Genomic DNA, 21,683 nt, shown 5'->3' with positions numbered 1-21,683 from the left:
GCGGTGGAAACCCCCGTCTCAGGCTCGTGATCGCCGTCCGATCCGCCCGCCGCCCCCCCAGGCCGTCGGATCATCCCGCCTTGAGATAGGGGATCGTCCCGGCGATGTCGGTGTCGTCGATCAGACGGAACGTCGAGACGCTCCCCGCCTGCCGGGCCTGCCCATAGGGCGCATAGGCGGGGTCCGCCGCGAAGGCGTCCAGCGCCTCCCGCGAGGGGAATTCGAGGATCGCGATCAACGTGCTGTCCGTCGCCACGCCCTCCAGGGTCTCGATATGTCCGCTGCGGGACAGGTAGCGGCCCCCGTGCTTCTCCACCAGTTTGTGGACGTTGGCGGCATAGTCGGGAACCCAGCCGTCATCGGTGACCTTGATATCCGCGATCAGGTAGACGCTCATCTCGATGCTCCTTTCCGAGGCGGACCGGGAGGGCCGCGCCCTGTCCGGGAACCTTGCCCGCCGGGCCGACCCACCCTCCAGTCACGCGACTGGACCGGGTGGTACAGTTTCTGGACTATGCCCCTTTCAGCCCGCTGCTAGGCTGTCGGAAAGAGATCGGAGGACGCGTCATGTCCCAGGCCAGCTACAAACAATTCTGCCCCCTCGCCATGGCCGCGGAAGTGCTGTGCACGCGATGGACGATGGTTCTGCTGCGAGAGTTGATCGCAGGATCCCATCGATTCAACGACCTGCGCCGCGGCGTGCCCAAGATGTCGCCCACCCTGCTGTCCCGCCGCCTCAAGGATCTCGAAGACGCCGGAATCGTGGAGCGGAGGCCGGCACCGGCGGAGCGGGGGATCTACGAATACCATCTGACCGAAGCCGGCCGCGACCTGCGCGACGTGGTGATCGCCATGGGCATGTGGGGCCAGAAATGGGTCGAGTCGTCGCTTTCGCTGAAGAATCTCGACCCGTCGCTGCTGATGTGGGACATGCGGCGCAACCTGAACCCCGATCCGCTGCCGGACCGGCGCGTCGTGGTCCAGTTCCTGTATCACGACCTTCCCTCGACCAAACGGGACTGGTGGCTCGTCATCGAGCCGGGCGGCGAGGTCGACCTCTGCTGGGCCGATCCAGGCTTCGACATCGATCTCTACGTGTCGACGGATCTCCGCACGATGACGGCGATCTGGATGGGTGTCACCGACGTTGCCGCCGAACGCGAGGCGTTCGAATTCAGCGGATCGCGCGACCTGGAGGCGACGATCCAGACCTGGCTCGGTCTCAGCCCGTTCGCCAGCCAGAAGAAAATCGTCGCCTGAGCCCGCGCGGGAGAGACACGGTCCGCGCGCCAACGGGCGCTCCCTCCGGTCGGACCGCATGCGGGCCGCAGGTCGGGGCCGTGGCCGCCCGCGCCTATCCCCGGCCGCGTTGAGCGGCATGATGAGAGCGATGGCACCCGACATATAGTTACGCAGCTGCGAAAGATTATTGCGCTACCCAGGCCAATATGGGAAACACTGGCCAATTCGCTCCCATCGGACACTGCAATGCCCGCCTCCAAGCTCGACCCTATCGACCGCCAGATTCTCGCCGAACTTCAGGCTGACGGACGCATGACCAATGTCGAACTGGCCCGCCGTGTCGGGATCAGCGCACCGCCCTGCCTGCGCCGGGTCCGCGCGCTGGAGGAGGCCGGGCTGATCCAGGGCTACCATGCCGATGTGGACGCGCGTGCCCTGGGCTTCGAGGTGCAGGTTTTCGCGATGGTGTCCCTGGTCCGGCAGGCCGAGGCGGATCTGTCGGCCTTCGAGGCCCTCGCCCGAGACTGGCCGCTCGTGCGCGAGTGCCACATGCTCAACGGTGAGATCGACTTCATTCTCAAATGCGTCGCGCCGGATCTCTCGACCTTCCAATCCTTCCTGACCGGGCAACTGACCGCCGCCGACAATGTCGCCTCGGTCAAGACCTCGCTGGTCATCCGCGGCGCCAAGGACGTGCCCGGCGTCCCCTTCGAGGTGCTGGAGGCGCGGCTGGCCCTGGACGCCTAGCCAAGACGACAGGCCCTGCCTCGACCGGCGATCATGGCGATCATGGCGAGGTCAACAGATCGGATGCCGGGATTCGGGACCGAGGCGACGGGCGCATCGCGCGGACGATCTGCATGAGGGGAAACCCCGTCGGCCCTGGCGAGCAAGGGCATCACAGCCGGGCAACCGATACGATCCCAATCGCCTCCGCCACCGACCGCCCGATCACTGAGGAGTCCTGCGCCATCGACCACGTCTCGCTGCGCGCGGATTGAGGGGCTTGGCGCGGGCCGGGTCTGGCGCCTAGTGTGCGCGGCAGCCTCGGAGACGCCATGCCCCTACCCGACTTTCACATGATCGACGCCGCGCCCACGCCGGTGGCGACCTTCAGCCATGCCGCCGAAATCGACGGATGGGTCTTTCTGACCGGCCAGATGCCGACCTGGCCCGATGACCCCGCACGCCCCCTCCCCGAGGGGATCGAGGCGCAGACCGCCCGGGTCATGGACAATCTCGTTCTGGTGCTGGAGGGGCTGGGCCTGACCCTCGCCAATGTCGTCCAGGCCCGCGCCTACCTGACCGAGTTCGAGCGCGACTACGACGCGATGAATCGGGTCTATGCCAGCTACTTCGCCCCGAACCCCCTGCCCGCCCGCACCTGCATCGGCGTGACCGCTTTGGCCGTGGGTGCCCTGGTCGAGATCGACTTGGTGGCGCGGAGGCCCTGAGGGTGCGGCCCGCAAGCCCGGCAATCTCCTGCGGCAATGGGTCGACGCTGTCAGTGGATGTCGGCTTCGAGCCCGGAGCAGACGGGTGCTCCGGCGTCTGATATGATGCTTCCGAGATGCTGGATGCAAGAGGATTGAGATGGCAGCGCCAGAAGAAAGACTGCGTGAACTCGGATTGAGCTTGCCCGCCGCTGCAAAGCCGCCTGTCGGCGTGCACCTACCGTTCGCCTTCGTTAACGTTCGGGGTGACCGTCTCCTATTTTCTGGAAGCCCCAAGACCGCAATGGACGGCAGTATAGCAGGTCCGTTCGGCACGGTCGGTGCTGAGCTGACAACTGAACAAGCCTATGATGCAGCTCGCGAAATTGCACTTTCAGTGCTGGCAAACATTAAAGCTGAAATCGGTGACCTTTCCCGGATTGTCGGCTGGACACGAGTTTTTGGAATGGTCAGCTCGAGTCCCGGCTACACCGAGCAACATTTGGTAGTAAATGGTTTCAGCGATCTCGTGATCGAAGTGTTTGGACCAGACGTGGGGCGACATGCGCGATCGGCAATCGGTGTGTCGGGGCTGCCGTTGGGTTTCGCGATGGAAATCGAGGGCGAAGTGCAGATTCGTTCGTAAGCACGAGCGACTGCTTCGTCCCGCACAGCGGTCATCGGCCCAACAGTGGCGCGATGGTCCGAGGACCGGCCGCGGATCCCTTTCGGCCGGTCCGATCACCCAACAGTCCGGGCCCCGCGCCCCGACCCGCCACCCGCAGGCTCAGACCCGTCACCATGCACGTCACGACCGTCGTCACGACCCCGGTCATGACCGGGGTCGTGACGACGGTTTCGGGCCTCCCGGCCTCAGACCTTGAGCGCCGGGATGATCTGCTTCTTGCGGCTCATCACGCCCGGCAGCACCACCGTGTCGCCCGAAACCGTCGCGTCGAAGCTCTTCTCCGCGACCGTCTTCGTCAGCTCGTTCGGGACCAGCAGCGTCGCCTCCTCGTTGAGGATGTCCACCACGAACAGCAGCACCTGCGCCACGCCGTCCTCGGCGGCGACGGTCGGCATGGCCTCGACCAGCGCGTCCTTGCGATCGAGGATCGCCTTGGGCGAGGTGGTCTCCAGCACGGAGACGCGGAAGGACGTGCCGCCGACGGAATATTCCTTGGAGTCCATCCGCAGAAGCTCCGCCTCGGAGAAAGCCGACACGTCGGACTTGGCGGCGAACATCGCCTCGGCCAGCTCGGGGATCGAGACGCCAAGATCCTCGGCCAGCCGCTCGGCCACGGCGCGGTCGTGATCGGTCGTGGTGGGGGAGCGGAACTCCAGCGTGTCCGACAGGATCGCCGTCAGCATCGCGCCCTTGATCCCCTCTGGCGCCGACGAGGCCGCAGACCCCATCATGTCGTACATGATGGTCGCGGTGCAGGCGAGCGGGCGGATGGTGATGTCGATCGGCCCCGCCGTCTCAAGCCCGCCGGTCAGCTTGTGGTGATCGATGATCTGGCGCAGATCCGCCTGAGCGATGCCGGCGGGCAGCTCGGCCGGGTTGTTGGTGTCGACGACGACGCAGGGCTGGCCCGCCTCGACATCGGCGATGATCTCCGGCTTATCCAGACCCCAGCGCTCGAGCATGAAGGCGGCTTCGGTGTTGGGCTCGCCCAAGAGAACGGGCTTCGCGTCGGTCCCGGCGACCTCGGTCAGATACCAGGCCCAGGCGATCGGCGCTGCGGTCGAGTCGGTGTCGGGGGACTTGTGGCCGAAAACGAGGGTGGTCATGAGGGGTCATCCGTGCTGCGTTTCGTTTCGGACGCGGCATTATCGCGGGCCGCGACCGTTGTCACGTGGCCGCAGGCGGAGGGATACGGCTATGCGCGGAAGGGATGGCATGGTGGCCGGCGACCTGGAGGTGACCGAGGACGGCCGCTTCGACGGCATGGTCGGCGGCGATGTCCGCGTGGCACCCGGCGTGACGCTGGATCTGGGGGGCATGGTCGCCGGAGACCTGATCGTCGAAGACGGCGCGACGGTGCGCCTCACGGGGCTGATCGGCGGCGATATCCTGCTGCGCGGAGGAGCCGTGACGCGCCGTGGCTGAGCCGCCACGGGAGACGGCGCTCTACCCCCCGGTCAAGCGCTTTCTGGAAGGCCAGGGCTATGCCGTGAAGGGCGAGATCGGCCCGGCCGACGTCGTCGCGCTGCGCGGGGACGAACCGCCGGTGATCGTGGAGTTGAAGACCGGCTTCTCCCTGGCCCTGATCCATCAGGGAATCGACCGTCAGACGATCACGCCGCATGTCTACCTCGCGGTCCCGGATGTCGCGGGACGGCGCGGCTGGACGGCGCTGAGAGCCAACCTGAAGCTCGCCCGACGCCTCGGGCTCGGCGTGATGACGGTGCGGGCGGCGGACGGGCTGGTGACAGTGCATTGCGACCCGGGCCCGTTCCGTCCGCGTCTGCTGAAAGCGCCGCGCGAACGCCTCCTGCGGGAGTTCGCGGCCCGGCGCGGCGACCCGACAGCGGGCGGGGCGACGCGGGACGGGTTGGTGACGGCCTATCGCCAGGATGCGCTCTTGCTCGCGGCGCATCTCGCGCAGGCCGGGCCACGCCGCGGGCGCGACGTGCGCGACGCGACGGGGGTGGCGCGAGCCACGACGATGCTGCGCGACAACCATTATGGGTGGTTCGTCAAGGTGGCGACGGGGGTCTACGACCTGTCCGAGGCCGGACGCGCGGCGACGGCGCCCGGAGAGGCGTGAGCGCGCAGACCGCGCCCGGGGGGTTGGGGCGCAAGCTCGGCGGTCAGGTGGGGTTTAGAGCATCGCGCCGAGGTCTCCCGCATAAGGGAGGTCTCCCGCATCAGGGTTGTGACAGGCCGCGCGGACCAAAACCAGGATCGCCGGACAGCCACCCCGGCGACGCGCCGGCCCGTCTCCGACGGGATCGGAACGGACCGAGGAGGCCGCCCAACGCCGCGCCGCCGCTCGGTGCCCTGACCGCAGATACGTCTCTGCCCTCGACACGGACCGGGACAGCGGTCACCAAGAGCCATGCCCCTGCCACTCCTAGCCGCCGTCGCCTTCTGTTTCCTCGCAGCCAATTCGCTGCTGACCCGCGCAGGCGTGCTGGACGGGACGGATCCGCTTGCCTTCGCGGCGATCCGCGTGGGGGCGGGGGCCGTGGTGCTCGCGGCCTTGGCGGCGCGGAGGGGGATCACGCTGGGCGGCGGACGGAGATGGGGCGCGGCCCTGGCGCTGGCGATCTATCTGCTGGGCTTCTCGCTGGCCTATCGCAGCCTCGACGCGGGGCTCGGCGCGCTGATCCTCTTTGCCTGCGTGCAACTGGGCCTTTTCGCCATCGGCCTTGCGCGCGGAGAGGGGACCAGCGCCCGGGCGCTCCTGGGCATGGCCCTGGCGCTCGGCGGTCTGACCTGGCTGCTTTGGCCGGAGGAGGGCGCCTCGGCGGACCCGCTCGACGCCGGGCTCATGGCCGTGGCGGGGTTGGCCTGGGCCGGTTACTCGCTGGCCGGCCGGTTCGAACCCCGGCCGCTCGCCGGATCGGCAAGCAACTTCCTGCTGGCGGCGGGAATGTTCGCGCTGGCCGCGCCGGTCTGGCTGGGCGCGCCGGTGACGGCCTTCGGCGCGCTGATGGCGGTGCTGTCGGGAGCGGTGGCCTCGGGGCTGGGCTATGCGATGCTGTTCCGGGTGCTGCCTGCGATGGGCTCGGCCACGGCCGGGCTGGCGCAGCTCTCGGTGCCGGTCATCGCCATGATCGCGGGCGCGGCCCTGCTCGGCGAGTTGCCGACGGTTCAGACGGTCGGCGCGGCCGCCCTGGTGCTGGCCGGCATCGCCGTGGCCACCCTGCCCATCGGCCGGGCCGGGTCGTAACGCGCCATCGCGTGCAGAAGGGGATGCATCGGGCGGCAGGACGACCTAAGTATGTAGCATGTGTTCCTGGCTTGCCCTCTGCGCCGCCCTGGCCGCGCCGCCCGACGGGGCGGTGCCGGACTGTGTCGTGCTGCTGCACGGCCTCGCGCGCAGCGCGGGCTCCATGGTGGTTTTGGAGGAGGCGCTGTCGGCCGAGGGCTATACCGTCTTCAACAGCGACTACGACTCGACCGTGGCCGAGATCGCCGAGTTGACCGCTATGGCGCTGCCCGAAGCCTTGGCCGCCTGCCCCGCGGACGCCCCGAAAATCCATTTCGTCACCCATTCCATGGGCGGCATCCTGCTGCGGCAGTATCTGGCAGAGACCGAGATCCCGCGGCTCGGACGCACCGTGATGCTGGCCCCGCCCAACCATGGATCCGAACTGGTCGACGAGCTGGACCAGCTGCCGCCTTTCGAGTGGCTCAACGGACCGGCGGGGCTTCAGCTGGGAACAGACGGAGTGCCCAGCCAGCTCGGCCCGGTCTGGGCCGATGTCGGGATCATCGCGGGCAATCGCAGCCTCAACGCGGTCTATTCCACAATCCTTCCCGGAGAGGATGACGGCAAGGTGTCGGTCGACTCGACAAAGGTCGAGGGCATGGCCGCGCACCTGACCCTGCCCGCAACCCATACCTTCCTGATGAACAACCCGGTGGTGATCGGGCAGACCCTGTCCTTCCTGCGCACCGGGGCCTTCGAGCCCGGGCTGGATCTGTTCGACGTGTTCGCCGCCCTGACGGACTGAGGCGGACGCGGCCCGATCGGGCCAAGAACGGTGCCTCCCCGGGTGCGGCGCGGCCCGACAGGACGCCCGATGTGGACGGGAGCGCCTCCAGGATGGCGCCGGAGCCGGCCGCCGCGCCCTTGCGCGGGGCGGATGCAACGGGAGAGGACGGTCCGGTTCAGCCCTCTGTCAAACGCGTGCCACGTCCAGGCCCGAGAGGCGTCACGGCACCACCGATACGCCACGATTCCGACACGGAGCGTGATATTGAAACCCATTGTTTCCGCTTCTGGCCTTGCTCGGACTCCGCGACTTTGGCGATAAACGGCGTAGCGGTGGGGGCCGCGACTGACGGGACAACCACGAATGACTGCCTACCAGCGGCTTCCCTCAGCGGACTTCCGGTCCGCGCATGACCCGGCTTTGGAGGGGCGCAGCGATACCCGCCCCCTTGTGCCGATCGACCTCGCCTGGGTCGACGGCAAGGGCCGGGCGACCTGGGACAACCGCAAACTGCCCGACACGCCCGAAGTGGCCGCCGCCGTCTCCTGCCTGGCACGCGGCGCGCTGCTGCGGGGCGAGCAGGGCCCGATAGCGATCGAAGACCTGATGCCGGGGGACCGGATCGCGACCGCCTCGGGCGGCACCGCCGAGATCCGCTGGATCGGGTCACGCAGCTATGGCTGGGGCGCGGATCGGCCGACGCTCTGGCGCATCGCGGCCCGGGCCTTCGGCGGCCAGGGCCCTGAGTCGGACATCGTGCTGGGCTCGGATGCGCAGGTGCTGATCGACAGCCCGCGTTGCGTTCCTCTGATCGGGCGGCGCCAGGCCTTCGCCCCGGTCGCGGCCTTCGAGGACGGGGTGACGGTGACCGCGATCTCGCCCCCGGGCGAGGTGACGGTCTATGGCCTCGCCTGCGCCACGCAGGAGGCGGTGGTGGTCGCGGGCCTGCCGGTCGAGACCTACCACCCCTCGCGCACCACCGCGCGCAGCCTCAACCGCGTTGTGCTCTCGGACATGGCGCGGCTCTTTCCCCATTCCGCCGAGACCGGCGGCTTTGGCGCACCGCGCATCCCCTATCTCACGCTATCGGAGGCGCAGTCGCTCGAACTCGTCGGCTAGGGCCGGCCAGGGAAGCGATCCCCGGCTTGGCGGCGTGCAGTGGGAGGTCGGCGGCCCGTGCTGAGGAATGGGCCGCGCTGAAAGCGGGCCGTGACGCGCGGCCCGCCGCGCGAGGAGCGCAGGGGCGTCGAGGATGTCCCTTGGCGAAGGCGCACCGGCGCGAGGCGGCAATGCCTCCCGAGCCGCGCCGGTCCGCGGTGGTGATCGGCGGAGCGCCCGGCCCCGAAGCGATCCGCATGGAGGGAAGCCGCGTCGGCGCGCATCGCAAGGCGGTCGGTGACAGGGGACTTCCCCGGACCGCCCCCCGCGCGGCGGCTGGGCCGACCGATCTCATCCATGGCCCTGCAGCGCTTGCTGCTCCCCCGCGCGCAGCGGATGGCCCTTGGCAGGATGGCATCGCGCTGCGTCGCGGGCGGGCGGCCCGCCTCGGCCAGCCCACGCAGACGTTGTCCTACAGGCCCGCACCCGCGCCGCACCAACCGATCGGAGCGGGTCTTGAGCGGCACCCTCCGGCGCATCCGTCTCCGGGCGCGGCATGGGACCGATCCTGAAGATCACCCAGCGGTCATAAACCGGCCCCCCGCACATATCCGAGCTAAGGCGGCTCCAGCCGCACCCGAGGTCCATTGTTGGGCCGGAATGGATGTCCCTACATCGCAGGCTTCCTAACCAGACGCGCCGGACGACCTACCGGGCGGAGGAAAGGGCACAGAGCCCAGGCGCCATCAAAGAACCGCCCCCTTGGCCTTCCCCGATGGGTCAAGCGGCGATGTGAACCGGGTTCGCCAGACCAGCCGCGCAGCGTCCGAGCACCGGGCGCAGGTCGCAGACCGCGAGGGGCGCGCCGCCGCCCGGCCGGTCTCTGACCACGCTCACGAGGCGCAGTGCGCGAGGCGGTGGACCAGACGGTCCGAAGCTGGCAGAGGAGCGGCTGACACAGCCACGAGGCCCGCCCCATGCAGATCGTCTCCGCCCTTTCCGAGATCTCCGACCGCTACGACGCGCTCTTCGTCGATCTCTGGGGCTGCGTCCATGACGGCGTCCGGGTGATACCCGGAGCCAACGAAGCGCTCCGGGCGTTCCGCGCCAAAGGGGGGAAGGTGATCCTGGTCACCAACTCCCCTCGCCCCCGCGCCGGGGTGGAGCGGCAGATGGACGCCTTCGGCGTGGCCCGCGACGCCTGGGACGACATCGCCACCTCGGGCGACTCGGCACGCGTTGCGATGTATCGTGGGATCGTGGGCCAGAAGGTCTGGCATTTGGGGTATGCCGGCGAGGAAGACGGGGGGTTCTTCACGCCGCCCAACGTGCTCGACGACCCGCTCGAGATCGCGCGCGTGCCGCTGGACGTGGCCGAAGGTGTCGTCTGCACCGGCCCGCCCGATCCCTCCGCCCACCCGGACGTGATGCGCCCGGAATTGCTGCTGGCGAAGACGCGCGGGCTCAAGCTGCTCTGCGCCAATCCCGATATCGTGGTCGATCGCGGCGACCGGCGGGAGTGGTGCGCGGGCGCCATCGCCAAACTCTATAGCGAAATGGGCGGCGAGAGCCTCTATTTCGGCAAGCCCCACCCCCCGATCTACGACCTGGCGCGCCGCCGTCTGGCCAAGCTTGCCGACGTGCCCGACGCGGCGATCCTCGCCATCGGGGATGGGCCGCTGACGGATGCGGCGGGCGCGATGGGTGAGGACCTGGACCTGCTCTTCATCTCCGGCGGGCTCGGCGCCGAGGAGACGGGCACCCCGCGCCTGGGCGACCCCGACCCGGAGAAACTGGCCGCCTATCTGGAAGCGACCGGTGTCGTGCCGACCTTCGTGATCGGATCCCTTCGGTAACAAAATCGCTCGAATTGGCATATTCTAGTATTTTTGTTACCGAGCCGCTTGCCGCAACGCGGCATCTGCGCTACCTCCGGGCCGTGGCTGGTTCGGAGGATTCGCCCATGCTCGACAACATGCCCCGCGGGACGATCTGCATCGAGGATATCGAGATCGGCATGAGCCGCTCGCTCCGAAAGGTGATCACCGACCGCGATATCGAGCTGTTCGCCGAGGTCTCCACCGACCACAATCCGGTCCATCTCGACGACGACTACGCGCAGGACACGATCTTCGAGGGCCGGATCGCCCATGGGATGCTGACCGCGGGCCTGATCTCTGCCGTCATCGGGGAGCAACTGCCGGGCCATGGCACCGTTTATCTGGGTCAGACGTTGAAGTTCCTGGCGCCGGTGCGGCCGGGCGACATGGTCGAGGCCGTGGTGAAGGTGACCGATATGGACCTGCGCAAGCGCCGGGTGACGATGGAGACGCATTGCGCCATCGGCGACCAGAAGGTGCTGATGGGCGAGGCCGTTGTGCTCGCCCCCTCGCGCAAGTTCGACTGAGGGGAAAGCGGGGGACTGCCGTCCCCCGCCCCCCCTGCTTCAAGGGGGCCGCGGGCCCCCTTGAAAATCCCCACGAGGTATTTCCGGCAAGATGAGACAAGGGCGGCTCACTGCTTGCGCAGATGAGGCGCACGGGCTAGCCGGGCGCCATGCGCATCTTCCGCGAACTCGACGACATTCCGACGGAGGCGCGCGGCGCCTCCGCCGCGATCGGCAATTTCGACGGGGTGCATCTGGGCCATCAATACGTGCTCGACCACGCGCGCCGCGACGGCGCGCCCCTCGCCGTGGTCACCTTCGCCCCCCATCCGCGCGAGGTCTTCGCCCCCGACGCGCCGCCCTTCCGGCTGATGTCGCGCGAGGCCCGCGCCTCGCGGCTCCAGAAGCTTGGTGTGGAACTGCTCTTCGAGCTGCCCTTCGCGCGGATCGCCCCGCTCACCGCCGACGCCTTCGCCGAAGACGTGCTGGCCCGCGCGCTCGGTCTGTCCCATGTGGTCACCGGCGCGGATTTCCGCTTTGGCAAGGGCCGGGCAGGCGACGTGGAGACACTGCGCAACGCCGGCCGGCGCATGGGATTCGAGGTAACGACCGTGCCGCTTCTGGGCGGCGACCCGCCGGTCTCCTCCACCGCGATCCGGCAGGCGCTCTCCGAGGGCCGACCGCGCGACGCCGCCGCCATGCTGGGCCACTGGCACCGGATCGAGGGCCCCGTGATCCACGGAGAGAAGCGGGGCCGCACCTTGGGCTATCCCACGGCCAACATGTCGATGGACGGGCTGCACCTGCCGCGGCTCGGCGTCTACGCGGTGCTGGTCGACATCGCCGAGGGCCCGCATCGCGGCACCCATCGCGGGGTCGCCTCGCTGGGCGTGCGCCCGATGTTCGGAGAGAACGCCCCCAATCTGGAGACCTTCCTCTTCGACTTCTCCGGCGATCTCTACAGCACGACCCTCTCGGTCGCGCTGGTGGAGTTCCTGCGGCCGGAGATGCGGTTCGACGGGCTCGAGCCCCTGATCGCGCAGATGGATGCCGACAGCGCGCGCGCCCGCGCGATCCTGGCGGATGGCTGAGGATCCGATCGACCGCACCGACCTGGCCCCCCGCTTCTGGGAGAAGGGCCTGGACCGGCTGACCCCGCAGGAATGGGAGGCGCTCTGCGATGGGTGCGGCAAGTGCTGCCTCAACAAGCTGGAGGACGACGAGACCGGCGAGGTCGCCCTGACGCGCATCGCCTGCCGGCTCTTCGACGACGCGACCTGCCGCTGCGCCAACTATGCCAACCGTCTCGCCTACGTGCCCGAGTGCGTCGTACTGACCCCCAAGACCTTGCCCGAGGTCGTCTATTTCTTTCCCGAGACCTGCGCCTATCGCCGCCTGCACGAGGGCCGCGACCTGCCGCACTGGCACCCGCTGCTGACGGGCGACCCCATGTCGCCGCACCTCGCGGGGGCATCGCTGATGGACGAGACCGTGTCCGAGACCGAGATCGGAGACGCGGATTGGGAGGATTTCGTGATCGAGGAACCCACCGGAGGCGCCTGACGTGAACCTGAACTTCGCATCCGACAATACCGGGCCCGCCGCCGAGCCGGTCATGCGCGCCGTGATCGAGGCCAATGCGGGCGCGGCCATGCCCTATGGCGCGGAGCCCGCGATGACGCGCGTGCGCGACGCGCTCCGGGCCGCCTTCGCCTGGCCCGAGGCCGAGGTGCTGCTGGTCGCGACCGGCACCGGGGCGAACGCGCTGGCCCTGTCGGGGCTGGTGGAGCCGTGGGAGACGGTATTCTGCCACCGCATCGCGCATATCGAGGAAGACGAGTGCGGCGCGCCCGAATTTTATACCGGCGGCGCCAAGCTGACTCTGGTCGAAGGCGCCGACGGCAAGATGACGCCCGAGACCCTCGCCGCCGCCATGGCGCCCGTGGGCACCAAGGGCGTGCATGGCGTACAGCGCGGCGCGTTGAGCGTGACCAACGTGACCGAGGCGGGGACGGTCTACACGCTGGACGAAATGGCCGCGCTGACCGCCATGGCGCGGGAGGCGGGGATGCCGTGCCACCTGGACGGCGCGCGTTTCGCCAATGCCTGCGCGGCGCTGGGATGCAGCGCGGCGGACTTGGCCTCCGGTTTCGATGTGGTCAGCTTCGGCGGAACGAAGAACGGCTGCCTAGCGGCCGAGGCCATCGTGATGCGGGACGGGACAAGAGCCGCTGAGATGGCCTTCCGCCGCAAGCGGGCGGCGCAACTCTGGTCCAAGCACCGCTATCTCTCGGCACAGATGGAGGCCTATCTGGCAGACGACCTTTGGCTTGCGAACGCCCACGCCGCCAACGCGGCCTGCGCGCGACTGGCCGAGGGGCTCCGCGCCCTGGGGGCGGAGATGGTGTGGGAGCCGCAGGCGAACATGATCTTCTGCCGGATGGACCGCGCCGCCCATGACCGCGCGCTGGCGGAGGCGCAGTATTACCTGATGGACGAGGCCGAGCGCCCGCTCTGCCGGTTAGTCTGCGACTTCACCAAGACGGATGCGGAGGTCGACCGGCTGCTGGAGTTGCTCCGCGGCTGAGACAGGAGGACCGGTGGAGGCGATGCGCGCCGGTCCAAGGGCGCGGGCCTGCCGGGGATGCCGGCCCTGAGTATTTTGAAACCCGTGATGCGGGGCCTTCTGCGCATCGCCCCGGACGGCGTGCGCGCGTCCGGTCAGGCGCGCATCCGCGCGCCGGTCGGGTCGTAGAGCGGCTTGAGACTGGCCGTGGCAGGCACCCGTTCGCCCGCGATCTCAATCTCATAGCAATTGGCCAGCACGTCCCCGTCTTCGGGAACGTAGCCGAGCCCCACCGCGGCGCCGAGCGTGTGGCCATAGCTGCCGGAGGTCAGGATCGAGACCGGCGCGCCATTGCACAGGATCGTCTCGTCGTGATGCAGGACCGGCGCCGCGTCCGAGAGCAGGAACTGAACCAGGCGGCGGCCCAGACCCTCCTCCTTGCGGCGCAGCACCGCGTCGCGGCCGATGAAGTCGCCCTTGTCGGTCTTCACGGCAAAGCCCAGCCCCGCTTCCAGCACGTGATCCTCGTCGGTGATGTCGTGGCCGAAATGGCGGAAGCCCTTTTCGAGCCTGAGACTGTCCAGCGCATGAAGCCCGACCAGGGCGGGGGACGCGTCGATCGCCATGATCGCCTCGAGGACATGGGCGGCATGATCGGTCGGCACATAGAGTTCCCAGCCGAGCTCGCCCACATAGGAGACGCGATGGGCGCGGGCCAGCGTCAGGCCGATCTCGATCTCGCGCGCGGTGCCGAAAGGGTGGGTCTCGTTCGACAGGTCCGCGGCACCCGCCGCTCTCAGCACCTCGCGGGATCGGGGTCCCATGACGGCGATCACGGCCTCCCCGCTGGTCACGTCGGTGACGACGACGAAATCGTCGCCGATATGGCGGCGCAGCCAGGCCATGTCGCGGCGGACGGTGAAGGCGGGGACGACGGCGAGATAGGCCGTCTTGGAGAGGCGCGTCACCGTGAGGTCGCATTCGATGCCGCCGCGTTCGTTCAGCATCTGCGTATAGACGATGCGGCCCGGGGCCACGTCCATCTGCCCGGCGCAGACCCGGTTCAGGAAGCGGCAGGCGTCGCGGCCCTCGATACGGATCTTGCCGAAAGTCGACAGGTCGAAGAGCCCCGCATCCTCGCGCACGGCGCGGTGCTCGGCGGCGCGGTTCTCGAACCAGTTCTGCCGGGTCCAGTCGTAGTCGTAAGCGCGCGCTTGCCCGTCGCGGGCGAACCAGTTCGCGCGCTCCCACCCGGCGGTCTCGCCGAAGACGGCGCCGCGTTTCTCCAGGTGCGCGTGCAACGCGGTCCGGCGCACGCCGCGCGCCGTCTCGGGCTGCCGGAACGGCCAGTGATCGGCATAGAGCAGGCCTAGCGTCTCCGTCACGCGCGCCTTCAAGAACCGGGTCGAGCGCTGGAAGGGCTGCGCGCGGCGGATATCCACGTCCCAGAGATCGAAGGGCGGCTGCCCCTCATCCATCCAGCGCGCCAGCGCCATCCCCGCCCCGCCCGAGGACACGATGCCGATGGAGTTGAACCCGGCGGCGACCCAGTAGCCCTCCAACTCCGGCGCGGCGCCCAGGTAATAGCGGTCATCCGGCGTGAAGCTCTCGGGTCCGTTGAAGAACGTGTGGATGCCCGCCTCCGCCAGCAGCGGCATACGCGCGGCGGCCAGCTCCAGGATGGGCTCGAAATGGTCGAAATCGTAGGGCAGTTCGTCGAAGCAGAACTCCGGCGGGATGCCGCCAGGGTGCTCGGTAGCCCAGGGCTTGGCCACCGGCTCGAAGGCGCCGAGCAACAGCTTACCCGCATCCTCCTTGTAATAGGCGTATTCGTCGGGGATGCGCAGGACCGGGAGCGTCCTTTGTCCCTCGGGGACGAAACCTGGGATCGGCTCGGTCACCAGATAGAAATGCTCGCAGGCATGCAGCGGCAGGGTCACGCCGGAGCGGGCGGCTAGCGCCCGCCCCCACATGCCGCCGCAATTGACGACATGCCGGGTGGCGATGGTCCCGGTCTCTTCGCCCCGGGCCCAGGCGACGCCGGTGACGCGCCCCGCCTCCGTGGTCACGTCGGTCACAGTGACGCCCTCGACGATCTGAGCACCCCGCGCCCGCGCGCCCTTGGCCAGCGCCATCGCGACACCGGCCGGGTCGCATTGCCCGTCATCGGGCAGATGCACGGCGCCATGGACGTCGGCGGTCTCGATATGGGGATAGAGGCGGCGGACATCCTCGGCCGTCACCTCCTGGGCCGCGACGCCGAAGGCGCGAGCAAGACTGGCCTGCCGGCGGATTTCGGTCAGGCGGTCCGCGGTCAGCGCGACGGTGAGCGAGCCGGTCGTCTTCATGCCGGTCCCGATGCCGGTCTCGTCCGAGAGCCCGCGATAGAGCTCCGCCGAATAGCGGGCCAGCCGGGTCATGTTGGCATTGGGCCTGAGCTGCCCGATCAGCCCCGCCGCGTGCCAGGTGGTGCCGCAGGTCAATTGCTTGCGCTCCAAGAGGACCACGTCCCAGCCCCGCTCCGCCAGATGATAGGCCACGGAGCAGCCCGCAACGCCGCCGCCGATGACGACGGCCCGGGACTCGGTCGGGAGGGTCATGCGCGCTGCCTTTCATTGCTTGGATCGTAATGGGCCCCATTCTGCACGGTGGCCGGATAGCGGGTGCCGAAAATCTCGACCTCCAACGCCGTGCCGGGCAGGGCCAGATCGCTGCGGATCATCGCCAGCGCGATCGAGCGCTCGGTGCGATGGCCATAAGCGCCGCTGGTGGTCTCGCCAACCAGCGTGTCGCCGGACCAGACATTGGCCATGTAAGGCGCGTCGATCCCCTCGGCCTGCACGGTCAGCGCGGCGAAGGCCTTGGCCGTGCCCTGCTGCCGCTCTCTCTCCAACGCTGCGCGGCCCAGGAAGTCGTGGTCCCATCGCACGAAGCGGCCCAGCCCCGCCGCCAGAACGGAGTAATCGGTGGACAGGTCCTGCTTCCAGGCGCGGTAGCCCTTTTCGATGCGCAGACTGTCCAGCGCGAGCATCCCGAACGGCCGCAGCCCATAGCCTGGACCGGCGGCCCAGAGCGCGTCCCAGATGGCGGGTGTATCGGCAACCCGGCTATGGATCTCCCAGCCGAGTTCCCCCGCGAAGGAGACCCGCAACAGGGTCGCCGCCTTGCCCGCGATGGTGACGTCCTGGTGGGAGAGCCAGCTGCGGCGCGGGTCGAACCCCTCGGCGATCTCGCCCAACAGAGCACGGCTCCCGGGGCCGGTGACGAGGTGCGTGCTCCACTCGGCGGTCTCATCCGTGAGTGTCAGCGCCTCGGGCAGAGTCCGCTCGATCCACTCCCGGTCGTGCCATTGGGCGGCGGCGGCGGTGATGAGCCAGAATTCCTCCTCCGCCAGCCGCACGATCGACATCTCGGCCACGATCCGCCCCGCGTCGTCAGCGAAGTAACCCAGCCCGACGCGCCCCACCGTCGGCACGGCGCCGGTGATCTGCGCCCCCAGCCATGCGGCCACGCCCGGCCCCGCGACCCGGAACCGGCTGAAGCCGCACAGGTCCAGCACGCCCACGGCGTCGCGGACCGCCAGGCATTCCTCCCGCACCCGCGCCTCCCAGGGGCCGTCGCGGTCCCAACGCTCGGTGGACGCCAGCGAGGTGTCGTCGCCCGGCCGCGCGAACCACAGCGCCCGCTCCCACCCGTTGAAGCAGCCCCAGACGGCCCCGCGCGCGGCGAGGTCATCATGGACCGGCGACAGCTTCAGCCCCCGCCCCGCGGGCCAATGCTTGCGCGGGAAGTGCATCGCGTATTCGTGGCCATAGACCTCCTTGGCCTTGGCCACCGTATAGTCCCGGTCGCTCGCATGCGCAGTGAACCGGCGCGGATCGAAGACCCAGGCATCCCATTCCGGCCGCCCCTCGACGATCCAGTCGGCCAGCAGCTTCCCCGCCCCCCCGGCCTGGGCGATTCCGAAGGTGAAGACACAGGCCTCGAAAGCATTCGGCACCCCCGGCATGGGTCCGATCAGCGGCAGTCCGTCGGGCGTATAGGGGATCGGCCCATTGATCACCTTGCTGATGCCCGCCGTGCCAAGCAGGGGCACGCGGGCCATCGCGTCCTCGATATACCATTCCAGCCGGTCCAGGTCGTCGGCCCAGAGCTGAAACGAAAAGTCGTCCGGCATCGGATCGTCGGGCGTGACCCAATGGGCGCGGCAGTTGCGCTCATAAGGTCCAAGATTGAGGCCCGTCTTCTCCTGCCGCAGATAATAGGAGCTGTCCACGTCCCGGATCATCGGCAGCTTGCGGCCGGTCTCGGCGGTCCAGGCGGCGATCTCGGGGATCTCCTCGGTCAGCAGATATTGATGGCTCATCACGGCCATCGGCACGGTGCGCCCGCCATAAGGCTTGAACCAGTCGCCGACCCGCTGGGCGTAGTAGCCAGCGGCGTTGACGACGTATTCGCAGCGAATATCCCCGGTCTCGGTCCGGACGATCCATTCCCCATTCTCGCGACTGACGCCCGTGGCGGGGCGGAAGCGATGGACCTTGGCGCCCATCCCGCGCGCATGTCCGGCCAGCGCCTGCGTCAGCGAGGCCGGGTCGATATCGCCGTCCACCGCGTCCCAGAGCACCCCCTCCAGATCATTCGTCTCCAGGAACGGATAGCGGTCCTGCGCCTCCGCTGGGCTCAGCAACTCGTAGGGCTCGCCCTGGGCCAGAGCCATGCCCGCGGCGCGCTCGAATTCCTGCATCCGCTCCTTGGAATGGGCGAGGCGCAGCGTGCCGGTGACGTTGTAGGTGATCGGCCGCTCGGGGTGATCCTTCAGCTCTCGATACAATCGCATCGAATAGCGCTGCATCGCCATCACGCCCCAACCGCCCCCGAAGGTCGGGCAGTTCCCCGCGGCATGCCAGGTCGACCCGGCCGTCAGCTCGTTCTTCTCAAGCAAGACGCAATCGGTCCAACCCTTGCGGGCGAGATGGTAGAGGACCGAGACACCCACCGCCCCTCCTCCGATGACGACGACGCGTGCTTGCTCCATGATGCCTCCTGTAACTAGTTACACAACCTCAAACAGAAGCGCCGGGTTCAGGTCAACAGCCACGTCGACCAGAGCCGACGCGTCCGGGATCAAATAAATCCCGCGCCTCTTTCTTCCCTGTAAAAATATCCCGGGGGGGGCCGCAGGCGGGGGGCAGAGCCCCCCTCCCCGCGCACAGCCGGGCGCCGTCCTCAGTGGGTCGCGGCGCCGTGCTTGCCTTCGAGCGCGTCCAGCCGGGCGCGGAGCGCGTCGTTTTCCTCACGCGCCTTTTGCGCCATCGCGCGGACCGCGTCGAACTCTTCCCGGGTGACGAAGTCGCGGTCCGCCATCCAGCGGTCCAGCATCGACTTCATCGCCGTCTCGGCCTCTTCCCGGGCGCCCTGCGCCACGCCCATCGCGTTGGTCATCAATTGACCGAGATCGTCCATCAAACGGTTGCGGCTCTGCATGGTGGTCACTCCGTTGCTTTCCTTAATCATATGGCCCCCAGGCGCGCCCGGGGCAAGCGCGGGCCCGGTTGACCCTCCAGGCGGGCCGGGGCAGAGGGCAGACATGGTCTTCGCCCTCCCCTTCCCCGACGTCTCGCCGGACCTGTTCAGCCTGGACCTGGGTTTCTTCGTCTTCACCCTGCGCTGGTATGCGCTGGCCTATATCGCGGGCATTGTCGGCGGCTGGTGGATGGCGCGCTGGCTGGTGACGCGGCCCGCGCTCTGGCCGAAGGGCCAGATGCCGATGACCAAGGCGCAGGTCGAGGACGTGATGACCTGGATCGTGCTGGGCATCGTGGTCGGGGGGCGGCTGGGTTACGTGCTGATCTACCAACCGGGCTACTATCTGGCGCAACCGCTGGAGATCGTCGCCGTCTGGCAAGGGGGAATGGCGTTCCATGGCGGCGCGCTGGGCACGGCGATCGCGGTCACTGCCTATGCCTGGCGCCACAAGATCCCGATCCTGTCGATCCTCGACATCGCGGCGATGGTGGCACCGCTGGGCCTGGGCCTCGGCCGGATCGCCAATTTCATCAATGCCGAGCTCTGGGGCCGTCCGACCGACATGCCCTGGGGCGTGATCTTTCCCGGCGACGCGGCGCAGGCCTGCACCAATGTCGGCGAGTTCTGCGCGCGCCATCCGTCGCAGATCTATCAGGCGACCCTGGAGGGGGCGGTGCTGCTGGTCGCGCTCTGGTGGGTGGGTCTGCGCGGGGGGCTCAAGCGGCGGGGCCTGATCCTCGGGCTGTTCCTGACGGGCTATGGCGCGGCGCGCACCGTGGTGGAAGCCTTCCGGCAGGCCGACGCGCAATACATCACCGTCGACAACCCGCTCGGCCATGTCGTCCGATTCACCGAGAGCTGGGGCCTGACAATGGGCCAGGTGCTGTCGCTGCCGATGATCGCCGCAGGTCTGCTGGTCGTCGCCGTGGTCCTCGCGACGACCCGCACCCGAACGTGACCCTCGCCGACCGCCTGATCGCGCGCATCCGCGCCACAGGTCCGCTGACGGTGGCGGATTACATGGCCGACGCGCTGCTCGACCCCGAGGCGGGTTATTACGCCACCCGCGACCCGCTCGGTACGGATTTCACCACCGCCCCAGAGATCAGCCAGATGTTCGGCGAGATGGTCGGCCTCGCCCTGGCGCAGGCCTGGCTGGACCAGGGACGCCCGGCGCCCTTCGCCCTGGCCGAGCTGGGGCCGGGCCGCGGGACGCTGATGGCGGACGCGCTGCGGGCGACGCGCGGCGTGCCCGGCTTTCACGACGCCGCCCGGCTCCATCTGGTGGAGGCGTCGGCCGCCATGCGCGCCGTCCAGGCCGAGACGCTCGCCGCCCATCGCCCCACATGGCACGACACGGTCGAGGGTCTGCCAGCGATGCCGACCTTCCTCGTCGCCAACGAGTTTCTCGACGCACTGCCCATCAGGCAGCATGTCCGCGACGGCGCCGCCTGGCGCGAGCGGCTGGTGACGGTCCAGGACGACGCCCTGGCCTTCGCCCTGGGGCCGCCCGTCCCCGTGCCCGAACTGGTGGATCGCAACGTCCCCGACGGCACGCTGGTCGAACGCTGCCCCGCCCTGCCCGGCATCGTCCAGACCGTGGCCGACCGGCTCACCCATGGCGGCGTCGCCCTCTTCGTCGATTACGGCCATTGGCAGAGCCAGGGCGACACGCTTCAGGCGCTCAGGGCCGGGGCGCCGGTCGATCCGCTGGACGCGCCCGGCACTGCGGACCTGACCGCCCATGTCGACTTCGCCGCCTTGGCCGCCGCCGCGCCCCATGTCAGCGCGATGACGCGGCAAGGCGTCTGGTTGGAGCGGCTCGGCATCACCGCCCGCGCCAATGCCCTGGCCCAAGGGCCAAAGACGGAGGAGATCGTCCGCGCCCATCGCCGCTTGACCCACCCCGCCGAGATGGGCGACCTGTTCAAGGTGATGGGTCTGGCCGCTCCCGGCGCAGCCCTGCCGCCTGGATTGGAGGCCCCCGCATGACGCTGGAGATCCTGCGCTCCGACCTGTTGGGCGACGTCGCCCACGGTTTCTTCACGCGCAAGGGCGGCGCCTCGTCGGGGGTGTTCGCAGGGCTCAACTGCGGCACCGGTTCCTCTGACCAGTCGGATGCGGTGGCGACCAATCGCGCACGGGTCGCCCGCGAGATGGGCGGGCGGTTGCGCGGCGTGCATCAGGTGCATTCGGCGGCGGTCGTGACCATCGACGGGACCGAGGAGGATCCGCCTGCCCGCGCCGACGCGCTGGTGACGGCGACGCCCGGCGAGGTGCTGACGATCCTGACCGCCGACTGCCAGCCCGTGCTGTTCCACGACCCGGAGGCGGGCGTGATCGGCGCCGCTCATGCCGGCTGGAAAGGCGCTTTGGCGGGCGTGCTGGAGGCGACCGTCGACGGGATGGAAGCGCTGGGCGCCGCGCGCGACCGCATCCGCGCGGCCATCGGCCCCTCGATCAGCCAGCGCGCCTATGAGGTCGGGCCGGAATTCCTCGACACTTTCCTGGCCGAGGACGACGCCGCGCCGCGCTTCTTCGCCAACGGCAAGGGCGACCGGTTCCAATTCGACCTGGTCGGATATGGACTGCACCGCCTGCGCCGCGCGGGGGTGGAGGCGGAATGGACCGGCCATTGCACCTATTCGGATCCGGCTCGGTTCTATTCCTACCGCCGGACCACCCATGCCGGAGAGGCCGATTACGGCCGGCTGATCGCGGCCATCCGCCTCTAAGTCGCCTGGGTCGAAACGATCCG

23 protein-coding genes are annotated in these 21,683 nt (G+C 69.0%); 18 read left to right on the top strand and 5 right to left on the bottom strand.

Annotation, left to right across the window (positions count from 1 at the left end):
• Positions 1-70: 70 nt before the first annotated feature.
• A complete protein-coding gene (locus DTQ71_RS18425; protein WP_109565770.1) occupies positions 71-397 on the bottom strand; it encodes a DUF1330 domain-containing protein in 327 nt (108 codons plus the stop codon).
• 170 nt (positions 398-567) lie between these two features.
• Between DTQ71_RS18425 and DTQ71_RS18420 the strand changes: the two genes are divergently transcribed.
• The 5 genes from DTQ71_RS18420 to DTQ71_RS18405 all read left to right on the top strand — a co-directional run bounded on the left by DTQ71_RS18420 (position 568) and on the right by DTQ71_RS18405 (position 3,321).
• Positions 568-1,260 carry a winged helix-turn-helix transcriptional regulator gene (locus tag DTQ71_RS18420; RefSeq protein WP_109565769.1) on the top strand — a complete coding sequence of 231 codons (693 nt, stop codon included), beginning with the start codon at positions 568-570 and terminating at the stop codon, positions 1,258-1,260.
• A 228-nt stretch (positions 1,261-1,488) separates the two neighbouring features.
• Positions 1,489-1,989, top strand: coding sequence for an Lrp/AsnC family transcriptional regulator (locus tag DTQ71_RS18415; RefSeq protein WP_109565768.1), 501 nt, complete (start codon positions 1,489-1,491; stop codon positions 1,987-1,989).
• A gap of 113 nt (positions 1,990-2,102) precedes the next feature.
• On the top strand, positions 2,103-2,243 hold the full coding sequence (locus tag DTQ71_RS23620) for a hypothetical protein (protein ID WP_170125494.1): 141 nt from the start codon (positions 2,103-2,105) through the stop codon (positions 2,241-2,243).
• A 57-nt stretch (positions 2,244-2,300) separates the two neighbouring features.
• Complete coding sequence (locus DTQ71_RS18410; protein ID WP_211317153.1) at positions 2,301-2,696, top strand: RidA family protein; 396 nt, start codon at positions 2,301-2,303, stop codon at positions 2,694-2,696.
• 139 nt (positions 2,697-2,835) lie between these two features.
• The gene (locus DTQ71_RS18405; protein WP_109565766.1) at positions 2,836-3,321 is read left to right on the top strand and encodes a RidA family protein; all 486 of its coding nucleotides are present in this window, start codon (positions 2,836-2,838) and stop codon (positions 3,319-3,321) included.
• Positions 3,322-3,548: 227 nt separating this feature from the next.
• Here DTQ71_RS18405 and DTQ71_RS18400 read toward each other — a convergent pair whose 3' ends face one another.
• On the bottom strand, positions 3,549-4,469 hold the full coding sequence (locus tag DTQ71_RS18400; protein WP_109565765.1) for a manganese-dependent inorganic pyrophosphatase: 921 nt from the start codon (positions 4,467-4,469) through the stop codon (positions 3,549-3,551).
• A 91-nt stretch (positions 4,470-4,560) separates the two neighbouring features.
• On the opposite strand from DTQ71_RS18400, the gene DTQ71_RS18395 reads away from it, so the two are divergent.
• From DTQ71_RS18395 to DTQ71_RS18350, 10 genes are all read left to right on the top strand, one after another.
• Complete coding sequence (locus DTQ71_RS18395) at positions 4,561-4,788, top strand: hypothetical protein (protein WP_211317152.1); 228 nt, start codon at positions 4,561-4,563, stop codon at positions 4,786-4,788.
• Complete coding sequence (locus tag DTQ71_RS18390) at positions 4,781-5,449, top strand: DUF2161 domain-containing phosphodiesterase (protein ID WP_109565763.1); 669 nt, start codon at positions 4,781-4,783, stop codon at positions 5,447-5,449. Before DTQ71_RS18395 ends, DTQ71_RS18390 begins: the two co-directional genes overlap by 8 nt.
• Before the next feature lie 291 nt (positions 5,450-5,740).
• Positions 5,741-6,577: a DMT family transporter gene (locus DTQ71_RS18385; protein WP_109565762.1), complete on the top strand. Its 837-nt coding sequence runs from the start codon at positions 5,741-5,743 to the stop codon at positions 6,575-6,577.
• Positions 6,578-6,635: 58 nt separating this feature from the next.
• Positions 6,636-7,364 carry a lipase family alpha/beta hydrolase gene (locus DTQ71_RS18380; RefSeq protein ID WP_109565761.1) on the top strand — a complete coding sequence of 243 codons (729 nt, stop codon included), beginning with the start codon at positions 6,636-6,638 and terminating at the stop codon, positions 7,362-7,364.
• A gap of 345 nt (positions 7,365-7,709) precedes the next feature.
• A complete protein-coding gene (locus DTQ71_RS18375) occupies positions 7,710-8,465 on the top strand; it encodes a Hint domain-containing protein (protein ID WP_109565760.1) in 756 nt (251 codons plus the stop codon).
• A 956-nt stretch (positions 8,466-9,421) separates the two neighbouring features.
• Positions 9,422-10,300 (top strand): HAD family hydrolase, encoded by an 879-nt coding sequence (locus tag DTQ71_RS18370; protein ID WP_109565759.1) that lies wholly within the window; start codon positions 9,422-9,424, stop codon positions 10,298-10,300.
• 107 nt (positions 10,301-10,407) lie between these two features.
• The gene (locus DTQ71_RS18365) at positions 10,408-10,851 is read left to right on the top strand and encodes a MaoC family dehydratase (RefSeq protein WP_109565758.1); all 444 of its coding nucleotides are present in this window, start codon (positions 10,408-10,410) and stop codon (positions 10,849-10,851) included.
• 149 nt (positions 10,852-11,000) lie between these two features.
• Positions 11,001-11,921 carry a bifunctional riboflavin kinase/FAD synthetase gene (locus tag DTQ71_RS18360; protein ID WP_109565757.1) on the top strand — a complete coding sequence of 307 codons (921 nt, stop codon included), beginning with the start codon at positions 11,001-11,003 and terminating at the stop codon, positions 11,919-11,921.
• The gene (locus DTQ71_RS18355) at positions 11,914-12,393 is read left to right on the top strand and encodes a YcgN family cysteine cluster protein (RefSeq protein WP_109565756.1); all 480 of its coding nucleotides are present in this window, start codon (positions 11,914-11,916) and stop codon (positions 12,391-12,393) included. The genes DTQ71_RS18360 and DTQ71_RS18355 overlap by 8 nt, the downstream gene beginning before the upstream one ends.
• 1 nt (position 12,394) lies before the next feature.
• Complete coding sequence (locus DTQ71_RS18350) at positions 12,395-13,417, top strand: threonine aldolase family protein (RefSeq protein ID WP_342768140.1); 1,023 nt, start codon at positions 12,395-12,397, stop codon at positions 13,415-13,417.
• A gap of 134 nt (positions 13,418-13,551) precedes the next feature.
• Here DTQ71_RS18350 and DTQ71_RS18345 read toward each other — a convergent pair whose 3' ends face one another.
• The 3 genes from DTQ71_RS18345 to DTQ71_RS18335 all read right to left on the bottom strand — a co-directional run bounded on the left by DTQ71_RS18345 (position 13,552) and on the right by DTQ71_RS18335 (position 18,883).
• On the bottom strand, positions 13,552-15,996 hold the full coding sequence (locus DTQ71_RS18345) for a GcvT family protein (protein ID WP_109565755.1): 2,445 nt from the start codon (positions 15,994-15,996) through the stop codon (positions 13,552-13,554).
• Entirely contained in the window at positions 15,993-18,434 is a 2,442-nt protein-coding gene (locus tag DTQ71_RS18340; RefSeq protein WP_109565754.1) for a GcvT family protein, read from the bottom strand. Before DTQ71_RS18340 ends, DTQ71_RS18345 begins: the two co-directional genes overlap by 4 nt.
• 191 nt (positions 18,435-18,625) lie before the next feature.
• Positions 18,626-18,883 (bottom strand): accessory factor UbiK family protein, encoded by a 258-nt coding sequence (locus tag DTQ71_RS18335; protein WP_109565831.1) that lies wholly within the window; start codon positions 18,881-18,883, stop codon positions 18,626-18,628.
• Between the two features lie 103 nt (positions 18,884-18,986).
• Between DTQ71_RS18335 and lgt the strand changes: the two genes are divergently transcribed.
• Genes lgt through pgeF form a run of 3 tightly spaced genes read left to right on the top strand, consistent with a single transcriptional unit; the run spans position 18,987 to position 21,660 of the window.
• Positions 18,987-19,883 carry a prolipoprotein diacylglyceryl transferase gene (gene lgt, locus DTQ71_RS18330; protein ID WP_109565753.1) on the top strand — a complete coding sequence of 299 codons (897 nt, stop codon included), beginning with the start codon at positions 18,987-18,989 and terminating at the stop codon, positions 19,881-19,883.
• Positions 19,880-20,917, top strand: coding sequence for a class I SAM-dependent methyltransferase (locus DTQ71_RS18325; protein WP_109565752.1), 1,038 nt, complete (start codon positions 19,880-19,882; stop codon positions 20,915-20,917). The genes lgt and DTQ71_RS18325 overlap by 4 nt, the downstream gene beginning before the upstream one ends.
• Entirely contained in the window at positions 20,914-21,660 is a 747-nt protein-coding gene (gene pgeF, locus DTQ71_RS18320) for a peptidoglycan editing factor PgeF (RefSeq protein ID WP_109565751.1), read from the top strand. Before DTQ71_RS18325 ends, pgeF begins: the two co-directional genes overlap by 4 nt.
• Positions 21,661-21,683 lie beyond the last annotated feature (23 nt).

Source organism: Jannaschia seohaensis (assembly GCF_900116765.1).
GTDB classification, from domain to species: Bacteria; Pseudomonadota; Alphaproteobacteria; order Rhodobacterales; family Rhodobacteraceae; genus Jannaschia; species Jannaschia seohaensis.
The sequence above is the reverse complement of the archived record's forward strand: the minus strand, read 5'-3'. Positions and strand labels throughout refer to the sequence as shown.

Coding starts and splice junctions, on each gene's coding strand:
- DTQ71_RS18425 (WP_109565770.1), bottom strand. CDS start 397: ATGAGCGTCTACCTGATCGCGGATATCAAGGTCACCGATGACGGCTGG.
- DTQ71_RS18420 (WP_109565769.1), top strand. CDS start 568: ATGTCCCAGGCCAGCTACAAACAATTCTGCCCCCTCGCCATGGCCGCG.
- DTQ71_RS18415 (WP_109565768.1), top strand. CDS start 1,489: ATGCCCGCCTCCAAGCTCGACCCTATCGACCGCCAGATTCTCGCCGAA.
- DTQ71_RS23620 (WP_170125494.1), top strand. CDS start 2,103: ATGAGGGGAAACCCCGTCGGCCCTGGCGAGCAAGGGCATCACAGCCGG.
- DTQ71_RS18410 (WP_211317153.1), top strand. CDS start 2,301: ATGCCCCTACCCGACTTTCACATGATCGACGCCGCGCCCACGCCGGTG.
- DTQ71_RS18405 (WP_109565766.1), top strand. CDS start 2,836: ATGGCAGCGCCAGAAGAAAGACTGCGTGAACTCGGATTGAGCTTGCCC.
- DTQ71_RS18400 (WP_109565765.1), bottom strand. CDS start 4,469: ATGACCACCCTCGTTTTCGGCCACAAGTCCCCCGACACCGACTCGACC.
- DTQ71_RS18395 (WP_211317152.1), top strand. CDS start 4,561: ATGCGCGGAAGGGATGGCATGGTGGCCGGCGACCTGGAGGTGACCGAG.
- DTQ71_RS18385 (WP_109565762.1), top strand. CDS start 5,741: ATGCCCCTGCCACTCCTAGCCGCCGTCGCCTTCTGTTTCCTCGCAGCC.
- DTQ71_RS18380 (WP_109565761.1), top strand. CDS start 6,636: ATGTGTTCCTGGCTTGCCCTCTGCGCCGCCCTGGCCGCGCCGCCCGAC.
- DTQ71_RS18375 (WP_109565760.1), top strand. CDS start 7,710: ATGACTGCCTACCAGCGGCTTCCCTCAGCGGACTTCCGGTCCGCGCAT.
- DTQ71_RS18370 (WP_109565759.1), top strand. CDS start 9,422: ATGCAGATCGTCTCCGCCCTTTCCGAGATCTCCGACCGCTACGACGCG.
- DTQ71_RS18365 (WP_109565758.1), top strand. CDS start 10,408: ATGCTCGACAACATGCCCCGCGGGACGATCTGCATCGAGGATATCGAG.
- DTQ71_RS18360 (WP_109565757.1), top strand. CDS start 11,001: ATGCGCATCTTCCGCGAACTCGACGACATTCCGACGGAGGCGCGCGGC.
- DTQ71_RS18355 (WP_109565756.1), top strand. CDS start 11,914: ATGGCTGAGGATCCGATCGACCGCACCGACCTGGCCCCCCGCTTCTGG.
- DTQ71_RS18345 (WP_109565755.1), bottom strand. CDS start 15,996: ATGACCCTCCCGACCGAGTCCCGGGCCGTCGTCATCGGCGGCGGCGTT.
- DTQ71_RS18340 (WP_109565754.1), bottom strand. CDS start 18,434: ATGGAGCAAGCACGCGTCGTCGTCATCGGAGGAGGGGCGGTGGGTGTC.
- DTQ71_RS18335 (WP_109565831.1), bottom strand. CDS start 18,883: ATGCAGAGCCGCAACCGTTTGATGGACGATCTCGGTCAATTGATGACC.
- lgt (WP_109565753.1), top strand. CDS start 18,987: ATGGTCTTCGCCCTCCCCTTCCCCGACGTCTCGCCGGACCTGTTCAGC.
- pgeF (WP_109565751.1), top strand. CDS start 20,914: ATGACGCTGGAGATCCTGCGCTCCGACCTGTTGGGCGACGTCGCCCAC.